The sequence below is a fragment of the Acidobacteriota bacterium genome (assembly GCA_022340665.1).
Taxonomy (GTDB): Bacteria; Acidobacteriota; Thermoanaerobaculia; order Thermoanaerobaculales; family Sulfomarinibacteraceae; genus Sulfomarinibacter.
Window position 1 is genome coordinate 1 of the sequence record JAJDNM010000057.1, and the last position, 13728, is coordinate 13728.

At 63.8% G+C, this 13728-nt stretch carries 8 protein-coding genes; 3 read left to right on the plus strand and 5 right to left on the minus strand.

Annotation, left to right across the window (positions count from 1 at the left end):
- The coding region (locus LJE93_07555; GenBank protein MCG6948750.1) for a succinate--CoA ligase subunit alpha at positions 1–289 on the plus strand (289 nt) is incomplete at its 5' end.
- A 304-nt stretch (positions 290–593) separates the two neighbouring features.
- On the opposite strand, the gene LJE93_07560 is transcribed toward LJE93_07555, so the two are convergent.
- The gene (locus tag LJE93_07560; protein ID MCG6948751.1) at positions 594–4181 is read right to left on the minus strand and encodes a UvrD-helicase domain-containing protein; all 3588 of its coding nucleotides are present in this window, start codon (positions 4179–4181) and stop codon (positions 594–596) included.
- Complete coding sequence (locus LJE93_07565) at positions 4178–7393, minus strand: PD-(D/E)XK nuclease family protein (protein MCG6948752.1); 3216 nt, start codon at positions 7391–7393, stop codon at positions 4178–4180. Before LJE93_07565 ends, LJE93_07560 begins: the two co-directional genes overlap by 4 nt.
- A gap of 275 nt (positions 7394–7668) precedes the next feature.
- Between LJE93_07565 and LJE93_07570 the strand changes: the two genes are divergently transcribed.
- Both LJE93_07570 and LJE93_07575 read left to right on the plus strand, forming a co-directional pair.
- Positions 7669–8139, plus strand: a complete 471-nt coding sequence (locus tag LJE93_07570) for a DUF4442 domain-containing protein (GenBank protein ID MCG6948753.1) — start codon at positions 7669–7671, stop codon at positions 8137–8139.
- Positions 8136–9116 carry a nitronate monooxygenase gene (locus tag LJE93_07575; GenBank protein MCG6948754.1) on the plus strand — a complete coding sequence of 327 codons (981 nt, stop codon included), beginning with the start codon at positions 8136–8138 and terminating at the stop codon, positions 9114–9116. Before LJE93_07570 ends, LJE93_07575 begins: the two co-directional genes overlap by 4 nt.
- 168 nt (positions 9117–9284) lie before the next feature.
- Here LJE93_07575 and sppA read toward each other — a convergent pair whose 3' ends face one another.
- The 3 genes from sppA to LJE93_07590 all read right to left on the minus strand — a co-directional run bounded on the left by sppA (position 9285) and on the right by LJE93_07590 (position 13690).
- On the minus strand, positions 9285–11015 hold the full coding sequence (gene sppA / locus LJE93_07580) for a signal peptide peptidase SppA (GenBank protein ID MCG6948755.1): 1731 nt from the start codon (positions 11013–11015) through the stop codon (positions 9285–9287).
- Positions 11016–11054: 39 nt separating this feature from the next.
- Positions 11055–11960, minus strand: a complete 906-nt coding sequence (locus LJE93_07585) for an MBL fold metallo-hydrolase (protein MCG6948756.1) — start codon at positions 11958–11960, stop codon at positions 11055–11057.
- 407 nt (positions 11961–12367) lie between these two features.
- Positions 12368–13690, minus strand: coding sequence for an AarF/ABC1/UbiB kinase family protein (locus tag LJE93_07590; protein ID MCG6948757.1), 1323 nt, complete (start codon positions 13688–13690; stop codon positions 12368–12370).
- Positions 13691–13728: the final 38 nt, after the last annotated feature.

Genomic DNA, 13728 nt, shown 5'->3' on the forward strand with positions numbered 1-13728 from the left:
GGCGACCGAAGGCATCGTCATGATCGGCGAAATCGGCGGATCGGCCGAGGAGGACGCAGCCGAGTTCATCAGCCAGTTCGTGTCGAAGCCGGTGGCCGCGTTCATCGCCGGCCAGACGGCACCTCCGGGTCGCCGCATGGGCCACGCGGGTGCGATCATCTCCGGTGGCAAGGGCACCGCGGCCGACAAGATCGCGGCGCTCGAAGCGGCTGGTATCGCTGTCGCGACGACGCCGGCCGAAATCGGCACAACCATGCAACGGGCGCTCGAGTCGGAGTCAATGGTCTAGAAGCTGTTAGGTGTTAGCTGTTAGCCTGCGACTCTGGTTTCGGGCTAACAGCTGCTAACGGCTGCTAAAGACCGTTTCGACCCGCATTGGCGGGCCCTGAAGGACCCGCCTACAAACGCCTTTTCCTCTTGAATCGGCCTTCTCGCGCGCGCTGATTCGCTCGAGCACGAAAAATCGAGGTATAATCTGTGTTTCGCAGTGAGGGAGGAGGAGTTTCTCCCTGCGGAGGACCCGGCGGTTTCGCCGGGTTTCTTTGTAGCGCGGGCCAGCGGCCCGTCCCTACGACACAAGGCAGGGAGTCGCCCTACAGCCTTTTGATCTGGTCAGCAGCGAGGAACCAGAGTTCGACGAGGGGATCCTCGTCGAGATCAAGAGCGACCCGGAGGATCTTGGCGTAGGCGGTCACCTGCGGCTCGTACACTTTGGCGCGATCCTCGAGGGCATCACCACCGTCGACGGCGTCGGTCTTGTAGTCGGCAACCACCAACCGGCCATCGTCCGGGTCGCGGTAGACAAGATCGACGATTCCCGACACCACGCCTTCTGGTCCATCATCGCGCTCTTCCCAGCCGTACACAGGGAGCTCTCGCGCGACGATTGAAGGGCCGAGCGACGCCAACCGCTCGAGGCATTCGCCTTGGCCAATCCGGCCGATCAGTTCGTCGATCGCCCGTTCTGCCTCTGCCTTCCGGTCGCCGTCGAGGCCTCGTGTCACCTCGGCCGCCATGCGATCTTCCGCCTCCCTCAGCTGCGCCGCCAGGTCCGAACCGAGGTCCGCCGCTTCGAGAAAGTCGTGGACCGCGGTCCCGATCGCCATCGCCAGATCCCGGGAACCCGCAAGCGGCGCCGACGCATCACCTTCCTCGTCATCTGACCTTTGCAGCCGGTCATGAGCCTCGGCCGAGGCGGACCGGAGGACCGGCTGCTCCATTCTTCCGGCCGCGATCATTCGCGCTGCAGCCAAATCGCTCGCCAGCAGCAGCTGCTGCTCGGTTGGAGACCAGCCCCTCTTCTCTTCGGCACGGTCCGGGGTTGGAGCCGAATCCTCCGCAAACGCCGGAAAGACGTGCTGGACGCCGGTGTCCTCATCAATCTCCCTTTCACGACCGGAATCGCGCTGCGCCAATATCGCCGCGGAGTCGAGACGCCGCCCGATGAGGGCCGCGAAGTGTGACGCTGCTTCTGGCGGCACAATCTTCCCCGGCTGCGGCCAGCCGCCAGAAACGACCAGGCGCTGTTTGGCTCTCGTCGTGGCCACGTAGAGCAGCCGTACTATCTCTGCCTGGGATTTTCTCGCCTGGAGCCATTCGCCAGATGGATACCCCGGCGTCGTCCAACCGAAGAGATGATACTCGGGACGTCCGTCGACCTCCATGACGTTGGCGGAATCCCGCCTCCCACCGCCCCGGCCGCCCTTGTGAATCTGGGCCACGTAGACGTGCTCGAAGTCGAGCCCCTTCGCCCCGTGGATGGTCATCACGTGCACTGCATCGGCCTCGAGATCGGGCGGCAGGGGCAGGCTGCTCTCCCTCCCCTCCTCCACTGCCCGGCGAAGGAACCGCGCCAAGCCGGCATCTCCTCCGTCACCCGCAGCCAGGGTGCTCTCGAGGTCGGCAAAGAAACGATCGAGGCGAGCGCGGCGGAATCTTCCGAGGAATCGCGCTGCCCCGGTCACTTCGGCGAGCCACTGCGTTCGGATCTTCTCGACGAAAAGGTCCGGGGCGTCCTCCCTGAGCGCTGCTCGGAGGTCGACGATGATCTCGACCGCCATTTGGAGAGCTGTCGGCCACCGGGGGAGCTGTTCGACCCCCGGCACGTCGGTCGGCGTTGCAGCAGCGGCCTCATCGATGCACTCCCGAACAGCAGCGAGCGATGCAGGATCTCCGCCTCGGAGACGAGCCATGCGGGCTCCGAACCCCGCATCCCACAGCGGCGCCAGGGCTGCGTCGGGCACGCCGACGACGTCCGACCTCAACACGGTGAGCAGAGCCAGCTGATCGGTGGGCTCGAGCACTGTGCGTACCAAGGCAGCGATCTCGACCACCTCCCGCTGCCGGTAATACTCCCGCTCCCGAGCCACGTCGTATGGGATGCCGTGGCGACGAAACTCCTTCAGCAGCGCCTCTTGAGCGGTCGTGACCCTGAGCAGGACCGCAACGTCACCCCAGCGATCGATTCCGCCCTCCCTGTGAAGGCGCTCAATATCCCCGGCCAGTGCCTTGGCTTCGAGACGTGATGTCTCCGTGTCCGAGTTCCCCTTCTCGGGTGCAACTCCATCCGTTTCGGACGGCCAGGCCAGCCAGTGCTCGACACCACTCCACGGCGGGCGGTCGAAGCCCGGTGCACCTCGTCGCTCATCGGTTGCTTCGAGAGGCTCGAAGCGGGGCTGAATACCGCGTTCCTCGCGCATGACGGGCGCGACCAGTCTCTCGACCTCGTCGAGAATCGGAGTCACCGACCTGAAATTGCGAACCAGGTCGACGATCAGGCCGCCACTGTCCTCGACCTGGTTGACGATCGCGTCGTACGCTGCCAGGTCCGCGCTCCGCCAGGCGTAGATTGACTGTTTCGGGTCACCGACGATGAACAACGAGGGGCGGTGTTCCTCGGGCCCGGTCAACGCGAGAGACTGGACGATACCGCACTGAACGTCATCGGTGTCCTGAAACTCGTCCACCAGCAAATGGTCGATGCCGGCCACCACCTCACGGCGCACGCCGGCCGAGTTCCGCAACAGGCCATCGGCATGCCGGAGCAGGTCCGAAAAGGAGAGGATGCCGGAAGACGTCCGCCGCTTATCGATCACTCGCAGCAGAGGGGCAACGACGGATCGCGCGGCGGCGAGTTGTTCCACCGGTGGGTCGACCAGAGGTTTTAGAATCGCCGCGAGGCGCCCCGCCGACGCGGCAACCTCGTACCGGGCATCGCCGAAGCAGGATGCCTCGCTCTTGGTGAGATCCAACTTCGACCACTTCTTGAGGCGCGGCACGACACGTTCATCGAGGGCCATGACCACTGCGCTCAACTCGCAGAACGAAGGAGTCGACTCGAGGGACACGACCCAATCGCCCAGTTGTGCAGCGGCATCCCGGGTCAAGATGCTGACCGAACCCCTCATCGATTCCTGGCGATCGCCTACGGCCGAGGCAAAATCACCCAGCGCTGTGCTCAGGTTGTTGAACGCCGCATCGGTGGCCGCAGGCCCGAAAGGATCCGCTGCGAACAACGCCGGGTCGGCACCAGACTTGCTCAGATCGCACAGGGCTTGGACCACGTCAGGTGGTCCGAACCCTTCGACCGCCAGCCTCTCCCAGCTCTCGCGATCCGGCGCGCCGGCAAGGTTGCGCAGCGATTCCTCGACGAGGTCCTCCGCAAGCATTTCCAGTCGCGCCCCGTCCGGATCGACCTCGAACCGCGGGTGGATTCCGGCCTCCATCGGGTAGGTGGAGAGCAGACGCTGACAAAATGCGTGGATCGTCGACACGACGAGGCGATGGCTCTCCTCGGACAGCGCCCGCGCGCGCGCACCGATCTCTGCCTCGTCGGCTTGCATGAGCGCGGGCTCCGGATCCCAGCCAATCGGATTCTCGCCGGTGGCCAGGTCGATCAAAGCGGCCCCGATTTTTCTCGCCATCTCGGCCGCCGCGGCTTCAGTAAACGTGATGGCGACAACCCTCTCGATGACTCGCCTCGCCACCGCGCCACGATCCGACCCATCAGCAGCGTGTCGATCCCAACCCGGACCCACGCACCACACGACGACCCTTGAAACGAGCAATGCTGTCTTGCCGGTCCCCGCACCCGCCACGACCACTACCGGTCGCTCGAACTCGCTCTGGGCGAGACGGCGGGACGCCTGGTCGGCGGCGATACGCTCGTCTCGGGCGCTCACTCTTCGTCCTCTTCGCGTTCAACGCCGAGCCACCACAATTTCCGCGCCGCTCCAGGGTCACTCTCGCCAGCCTCTGCTTCGACCTGCATCCACTCGACGAGCCGGCGGCGGAAACCCGAGTCGTCCCGACGGCAGGCCTCGGCCACGCTGCAGTATTTGCAGTGTTCCGAGTTCTTGCCGTTCGCCTCCTCGAGCCGTGGGAACGCGATGCCACGGGAGCGTCCTTCGGCGATCACCCGTACCGCTTCCTCGAAAACTCCCCTGACAATGTCGTCGTCGCCACGCACGACCACGTGTCGCATCTCTTCGTCCCAGCGATCATCCGGTTTGAGATAAACGTACCGTCCGCCGCTGCTGGAACCTGGCGCCGCCGCCGCATAGGCAGCGGCCTGGAGAAGGCGCCCTTTCGCCACCTTGTCGAGCAGGTGCGACTCGCGGGTGTCCGGGCCCGCGGCGGTGGAGAGGGGCTTCGCAGCCTTGTAGTCCACGAGATCCGTTCCGGACCGCCCGACGTCTACCCGGTCGGCGCGAAAGGCCAGAGGCGGCTCGACGCCCGCGATGGCGACCGCCCCCTCCACCTCGGGCGCGACGACGCCCGCCAACACGCCGTCGGACCCCCACTCCAACTCACGAGCCAGGGCGAGGAACTGACGGGCCCGTGCTGCCAGGAGCGGCGCCATGCCGATCGTGGAAAGGCCCTCTCGCCTGGCAATTCTCTGCGCCTCGCGTTGAAGCAGCCTGTCGAATCGATCGGCAGCAGGCCACGGCACCTCTACCGGCAGGCCCGCGAACGCACTGTCAAGATCAGCAGGTCGATCCGGGATGGCATCGAGGACGATTTTCTCGAGCACGCCGTGAACGACCTGTCCGACGAGCAACCCGTCTATCGCCGGCAGCCCCAGGTGCGGGTCCGGAAGGGGGAAGATCCCGAGCCGTTGCTGAACAAAAGCCCTCCACGGACAGATCCCGGTCCCCTCCAGCCGAGTGACCCACATGGGATCGTCGGCCTGTCGGGCACTGCTGCCCGTCAAACCAAACCACGGTCCCGGCTCTTCCGAGGCAGGTGATTGTTCGACCGCCGAGAGTATGTCGGCACGAGCGGCGGCGTATTCGTCAGTTGGAATCTCTTCCCGCCCGCCGCGGGCCCGGACGAGATCTTCAGAGATCGCCGCATCGAGAAGGCACTCGAATCCGTCGCGATCTACCGTCGGCGCCGCGAGCACCGCAATTTCGTACGCCGGGCGCGGGCGTGGTGCCCCGTCTTCAATCGGCCACAGGCGTGGTGCCGTCTCCGGCGCATCGACGTCCTTCCGCAGGCGCAAGCGTTCGACAAAAGGAGACGGAGTGAGCGTCCCGTCGGCACCGTAGAGGTGCCAAGACAACTCCACCACGGGCGCGCTCGACAGAAGTTGTGCAAACAGGTAGCGCTCCTCGTCAGCGCTCCGCCCCTTGACCGGCATTTCAGGCAGCACATCGGCTGCGAGCCTCGCGCGAACCGCCTCCGGGAGCATCGGATCTTCGTGAACGACTCGCGGGAAGGCTCCTCGGCTGACGCCACACATCATCAGCCGTTTGAAGGTGCGGGCGCGCGCTTCCACGACCGTCAGGATCTGAACCCCAGCACCACGTCCGCCGATATGCACCTCGCCGGCCCTGAGAAGCCGATCCGCCGCCAGCTTCAGCCACTCTGGCCGAGAAACCTCGAGCTCCGCAGGCAGCTCCCGCCACAGTGCATCGAGACACTCGAGGGCCCGCTCGCGCTTCGGCGAGTCCGCGCTCCAGTCGAGGGCGTCGAGCACTTCGATCGCGTACCGCCGATGGACATGGGAGCGGGCGATGTCCGGCCAGGACGCGAACACCGAAAGGAGCCGGTCTGCCTCTCGTGCCGCACGCTCCAGGGTGACGGCCGGAAGAGCGCGGTGCTCACGTTCTTCGCCCTCCGCTTCCTCTGAAACGGCGATAGGAAGGACGACACCCTTGGCGGGTATCCCGCCGGCAGAGAGCCCCGCAACATCGATCACACGCAACAGGCCGAGGACCCGGAGACCGAGCAGGAGCTCAGTTCGGCCCTGCACATCCCCTCGTGCCTCGATCCAGAGGTCCACATCGGTTCCGTCACCCTTCTGCAGCAGCTCCGCCAGCCGACTCAGATGACGCCTCGGAACGGCACCGGGAATTGTCGCACCGCAGCCTGAAAACGGAATCCCGAGACGGCGGAAGTGACGCCTCAGGGGCAGGATAAAGGTTTCGAGATTTCTGCTCACGACCCCGATGTCTTCCGGCCTGGCACCGGTGGCGATCTCCTGACGCACTCGTTCAGCAATCCACCTCGCTTCAGATTCGATGTCCGAGGCCTCGACAAGCCGCAGCTCGGGCGGGTCGCTGCCGTCCCTGTCCGTAACCTCGTCGAGGTGGGCAAGCCGCTCGTCGATGCGGCTGAGGAACGCGGATCCCGAGTCCTCTCGAGCCGGTTCGGCAGGATCCGGCGGCCGGTCGAGGATCACGATCCCCCGGTGAATCCGTAGCAGGGCCAGCAAAAGGTCTGTCGCGACACCAGTGGCGTCTGCAAATCCGTACACGAACAACGCCCTGGCCGGCAATGCATCGGGGCCGCGGGAATGCAGAGCGTCTTCCGCGAGCTGCAGCGCCTGAGTCGACCGCCAGACTCCGAATTCATCGGTATGCTCGAGAACCTCCGCCGCGAGCCGGACCAGCGACCGGGCCCGTTCAAGGCGCTCGGGTGCGACCTCTCCTGCTGCCTCGTCAAGGCGCTCGATCACGCCATCCTCGTTACCAGGCTGGAATCCAGCGTCGAGCAGATCGCGGATCGCTCCGACGATCGAGTCGTACCCGTCGACCAGCTCCCCCAAGGCCGTACGCAGCGAGGGGTGTGCCACGGCGAGGCGACGCACGAGCACCTCGAAGCCCGCATCACCCGCAGGGGCCTCAATTTTCGAACGAGCCAGCACCTCCATCGCCAGGCCGTACAGGGTCTGTACGTTGAGGCCGGCGACACCACCCCGATGGCGCGTGATTGCTCGGATGACGTGATGGCGAAGGCTGCGCGACGGCACGACGACACGCACCGGCAACATGAGGTCGTCGAGGCACGACGCCAGCACATGATCGATCTCCTCGACCAGCCGGCGTTCTGCTGCTCGGGCTCCCTTGCAGGTGATAACGCGGGAAGAGGTCTCGGACGACAGAACCATGTCGAGAGTCCATGGGACCACGGGCTGCAGCCGCTGTCAACGAGGGCGAACCCGCACTATTCGTGAGAGTTCGTCGCGAGAGGCGCAAGGAGCAAGCGTTGTGGCGATCTCGAAAGATGAGCGAGCGGAGGCATACTTGCGGTACGTCGAGCGAACGAATCGAGAAAGCGCCGCCACGCGCAGTGAGTTGGGCCTCGCAGCAAAAACATCGTGAATCGTGCGGGTGAATTTGGCGTCGACGGCGCGGTCGCGTAGCATGGCCCGCAGGGGGCACCATGGCGGGAGCGGAAAGCATCATCATGGATAAGTGGCAGCGGGCCAGGGGCTCGAATTTCGGGCGTTGGCTCTTCAGTCGTGGTGTCGGCCGGTTCGCGCCCTACACGGGAACCATCGGAGCGCGGATCGAGGAGCTCGAACCCGGCCGATCTCTGGTCACCATGCGTGACCGGAAGGCGGTTCGAAATCACCTGAACTCGGTCCACGCCGTGGCTCTCACGAACCTGGTCGAGCTCGCTGGGAGCCTATCGATCATCGCATCACTCCCGCCCGACACGCGTATGATCCCGGTCCGGCTCGAGATCGATTTCGTCAAAAAGGGACGGGGCCTCATGACGGCAGAAGCCAGCTGTGTCATTCCGACCACGAACGAAAAAGCCGAGCTTCCCGCAGCGGTGGTGATCCGCGACCAGGTGGGCGAAGACGTGGCACGCGGACGGGTCACGGTGGTTATCGGGCCGACGGATTGAGCCTCATCGACACCGCCCTCACCAAAACCCTCGGGATCGATTATCCGATCGTCGGCGGCGCGATGTATCCGTGTTCGAACCCGGAACTCGTGGCCGCGGTCTCCGAAGCCGGCGGCATCGGCGTCCTTCAGCCATTGACCCTGGTGCACGTCCACGGTCTCGATTTCCGCGAGGGCGTCCGCCGCATCAAGAGCCTGACCGGAAAACCGATCGGGATGAATGTCATCAACGAGAAGAGCGCTGCGAAGTACCTCGAACGCATGAGTCACTGGCTCGACGTCGCTCTCGAGGAAGGGATTCGCTTCTTCGTCTCGTCTCTCGGCAACCCTCGCTGGATCGTCGATCGGGTGGCGCCAGCAGGAGGCGTCGTCTTTCACGACGTGACCGAGCGGAAGTGGGCCGTAAAGGCCGCCGACGCCGGGGTGAACGGGCTGATAGCCGTCAACAACCGGGCCGGGGGGCACACCGGCTCCCGATCAGCTGAAGATCTGCTCGAGGAGGTCGCAGAGTTCGACCTTCCGGTCGTCTGCGCGGGCGGTGTCGGCGATGCAGAGTCGTTCCGCCACGCCCTCGAGCTCGGTTACGTCGGCGTGCAAATGGGCACCCGCCTGATCGCGACCAAGGAGTGCTCCTCGCCCGCAGAGTACAAAGAGGCCATCGTTTCCGCCGACGCGGCAGACATTGTCGCGACTACTCGAATCACGGGCGTGCCGGTGTCGGTCATCCGAACGCCGTACGTTGAACAGATGGGTACCGACGCGGGTCCGATCGCACGGCGGCTTCTCGCCCACCCCCGCACCAAGCACTGGATGCGCGGGATCTTCATGTTCCGATTCGGCAAACGACTCAGGGATAACATGCACCACGGGATGTCCCACCGCGACTACTACCTCGCCGGCAAGAGCGTTGCTGGTGTCCTCGAGGTCGAGACTGTCGCCACGATAGTGGAGAGATTTGTAGGAGCGGCGAAGGATTGATAATCGATGTTCGATACTGGATGCTGGATGCTCGATGCTGGATGCTGGATCCGCCCGCCCATCCGTCGAGAATCGAGTATCGAGAATCGAGATCCTTTCGGGCATTTTCACACCCGCAGCGCGCGGGAATTCCGAATTCCTAACTCCTAATTTCTAATTCCGAATTCCTCATTCGATCGTAATCGGCGGCATCCAGACCACACCTGGCGTCGAGATCGACCCGGTGGCAATAAACTGTTCGAGGACCTCGAGCCGCTTTTCGAGCGCGGCTCCATCGCCGGAACGCCTCCTCGCCAGCTGCTGCCACCACGGTAGGACCCGCGGGAAATCGACCAGTTGGACTTCGGTGTCGGGATCGATGTCGGCCAGCGTCTTGGCTTCTGCGAGCGCCGTATCAAACCCCCCGAGAACATCGATCAGACCTTTCTCCAGCGCCTGAGGCCCCGTGAACACGCGCCCGCGGCCGATGGCATCGACGGCCTCGGGCGCCATATTACGGCTTTGGGAGACCCGCTCAACGAAATCGTCATAGATGCGATCGAGCATTCCGTCGATCGCCGCCCTCTGGACGTCGGTCCAGTCCTCGAGCTCGCCGTAGATATTGGCATTGAGCCCACGATCGAGCCGGCCAAAGGTCACTCCGAGCTTGTTGCGATAGAAACCCGATGCATTGAGGTGACCGGCATAGACGCCGATCGAACCGGTGAGCGTCCCCGGGTCAGCAACGATCCGCTGCGCGCCACAGCTGATCCAATATCCGCCGGAGGCGGCCAGGTTGGACATCGAGACGACAACCGGAACCTCCCGCGCAGTCCGGTTCATCTCCTGGCGGATGATTTCCGAGGCCACCGCGCTGCCCCCTGGAGAATCCACACGGAAGATAACTGCCTTGATCCCGTCGGTGTCGCGAAGGTGTTGAAACGCCTTCGAGATCGTATCGGAGCCCATGATCTTCCCGCCGAACAGCGGGTTATAGCTTTCGCCGCTCGGCCCGCGCATGATGGTGCCGACGGCCGTCACGACGCCTATCTTCGGACCTCGCTTCCTCTCCCCGACGTGCTTGAGGTATGACCGGGCGGTGACGCTCTTCTCCGTTCCGTGCTCCTGCTCGAGCCGTTCGACGAAGGCGCTCCAGTCCTCCATCCGATCGACGAAACCCAGCTCCTTCGATCTGCCGCCGAGAAAAGGAGCCTCGTCGATCAGGGCGCGCACCGCCTCTGGCTCGAGGCTGCGGCTGTCTGCGATATCCCTCACGATCTGGTCCATGATCGAGTCCAGCAACCATCCGGTCATCTCCCGGTGAGCCGGGGTGAACTCGGTCTGCGTATACATGAACCTCGCGGTCTTGTAGTCGCCGCGCCCCGGGAACTCGGATCGGATGTCGAGCTTGTCGAAGGTGCCGCGGATGAATGGCGAGCTGGCCGACAGACCGATCAGATTGAGATCGCCCTGGGGGTTCATCACGATCTCGTCGCACGAAGACGCAACGTAGTAGACCAAGTTTCCCGAGGAGAATTCGCCGGCAGTTTCCATGTACGCAGAGGTCCATTTACCGGCAGCGCTGACCCTGGAAATCAGTGAGCGGATCTCCTGTGCCGTCGCGAACCCTCCACCAATGCTGTCGATCCGTAGCCGCAGACCCTCAATCCGATCATCCTCTGCCGCGCGCAACAGGACATCGCGCAATTTGCGGAGGCTCGTAGCATGCTCGCCCATCATATCGGCGAGTGGATCATCCGCCGTCACCTCTTCGATCGGGCCGGCCAGGCGTAGCGTGAGGAATGCCTGACGTGGCACGGGCGGCGCCGACAACCCTTTCACGAGCAGCGCGAAGATCACCATACCGAACACGAGCAAGAGACAACCGGCACCTATGAAATACCTGTGGGCCTTGGCCATCGGACACCTCCTCAGGGAACTCTCATCCTAGCAGACGAGCTAGCCCATTCTGTTCTCCAGACTGCAGTAGCGGAAAAGCCCAGTGGAGGCCTCTTTCACCGGACACAGGCGACGGTAGCGTTCCGCGGCCTCGGGCGGCACATCGGCGCTGCGCATCTCCTCTTCGTGCATTCGCTCGAGCGCGGCTCCCAGCTCATCCCGGCCCCCTCCACTCGAGATGGTTTTCCTGGCGATCGCGGTCCATCGCACGAGGCGATCCTCCAGCTCGTCGATGTGGCGCGCCACGTCGTCGAATGAACCGAAATGGGTCAGGAGGAGTCTACCCGGCTCGAGCCGCCGCAACACGGCCAGGCTCTTCCGCCACTGGTCAATATCGATATCGGGTGGCGGTAACGGCGGCAACACGTGGGAGGCGCCGGGAAACCGCACGCCGGCGACGTCGCCGGTCGAGACCGCGTCATCGATCTGCCAAGCTACATGGTGCTTGGCGTGACCGGGCGTGTGCCAGCCGACGACGTCGAGGTCGCCGATCGTCACCGTTGCGCCGTCCTCCACCAGGCGCATCTGTGCCTCGGGGACGCCGACCGTCCTTCCCCACAGCGGCTCCATCATGTTTCCGTAGAGCCGCTCGGCCGACGGCAGGAGCTTGGCTTCCGGATCGATCATATGCGGACCGCCCAGAGGGTGGGCGAAGACTTCACAACCGGTCCTTCGCGCAAGAACTCCGGAAGCGCCCGCGTGATCGAGGTGGACATGGGTCGCGAAGACCGCCCTGAGGTCGGTGAGCTCATACCCGGCCTCGCCAACGCGGCGCTCGAGAGAATCAAGTCCGCTCGCAGGTCCCGGATCGAAGAGCACGAAACCGCCATCGATCGGCACGAGAAACGAAGAGATGAGCTCTGTGGCGCCGAAGAACTCGACGTCGATCGTGTGAATCTCAGTCATCCACCCTCCAGCTGAGGAGTGTAACGCGCCCTTCTGTGCAGAAGAGAAAAGGAGAAAAGGAGTCTGTGACCGAGTGTTGAGTTTTGAGTTATGAGTTATGAGTTATGAGTTTTGAGTTCCACCACACAACCGAAGGGTTGCGATAGCCGCTGGGCGTATGAAACTCAAAGCTCAAAACCAAGAACTCAAAACTGGCGGCAGCAAGAGGTCTCCTCTTCCCCTTGCGTCCGTCCGCCTGTTGGATAGAATTCATCGCGGGTGGGATGGTGAGGCCGGTCTCACTCTCCTTGGGCTCAGGGCCCCGCAGTAGGACCTCGCGCACACATTACTGACAGTCGCGGAGACCGGCCTTACGGTTCCACCCCGACATCCTCACGAAAACCCGCGAGAAGGCAGGGTTCGACGAATCAGACGATGCCCAGGCGGCGGGACGCAAAATGCACGGCGATCTCTCGCCACGGGCCGGTTGCGCCAAGCCGCGACAGATTGCCGAAATGACCACCGAAAGCGCGATCGATGAAGATGGCATCTTCGGGAAACGCGATCTCGCGGCTGTACTCCATGTTCGAGAAACCGAGCTCGAACAGGCGGCGGTAGAGCCCTTCGTCGTCACCAAAGGTGTAGGGCGGATCGGCCCGTAGGATCTCACCGAACATCTCGATGTACGGATCGATCGCCTCCACAGGCAGGGCTTCGCCCTCGGAGAGATGAACGCCGATGTCCTGCAGGATCCCACTAATCTCCTCCCCTCGGCCCTCGGCCGCCGCCAGCAAAAGCCGGGCATAACCGTTTGCCAGAGGTTCCGGCACCGCCTTGACGCAGCCGAAGTCATAGACCACGACCCGCCCGTCCTCGAGGAAGGCGAAATTCGCGATGTTCGGATCGGAGTGAATGAACCTGTGCTCCAGCAGTCCGCGCATGAGGAACTCGGCCAGCACGATGCCCCAACGATTACGCATCTCCCTGCTAAAACGATCCGAGCACGCATCCGTCGGGTTGATACCCCCGACGTACTCCATGGTGAGCACGTTGCGGGCCGTGGCTTCGGTCACCACCCGGGGAATAATGATCTCCGGGACGTCTGCGTGAAGCCCGGCCATGTGCCGGATGTTGGCCGCCTCGTGCGTGTAGTCGAGCTCCTCGAGTAGTCGATCGCGCAGCTCCGACCAGATCGGTTCGAAGTCGATTTCGGTGATCAGCCCGAGGAGGGCGCGCAGCAGGGTCTTGAGATTCTTGAGGTCGGCCTTGACGATCTCATCGATCAGCGGGTACTGAATTTTGACCGCGACCTCACGCCCGTCGCGCAGCCGTCCAAGGTGGACCTGGCCGATCGATGCGGCGGCAAAAGCCTCGAAGTCGAGATTCTCGAAGATTTCGTCGAAATTCTCCAGAGAGCCTCGGATCTCATACTCCATGACCTCGGCGGGCACGGTCGGCGCCTCTTGCTGCAAGCCACGCAAGACCTCCGCGACCTCCGGCGGCAGGAGACCCTCATGCAGACTGAGCATCTGTCCGATCTTCATCGCCGCGCCCTTCATCTCTCCCAGGGTTTCGACGATGCGGATCGCGTTGCGGACGAGGTTCTCGGTCTTCCTGACCTGCTTGGCAGGGCCCGAACGGGCGAGGTCGAGGACCTGATTGCCAACAACGGACGCACCAACCCTGCCCGCCAGCCCACCCAGCTTGACGACACGGCGCACCGCGGAGGTGATCATTTGGTCGTCTGCCATCGCCAGATCCCGGCCTCGACCCACGAACCGCCCTCTAT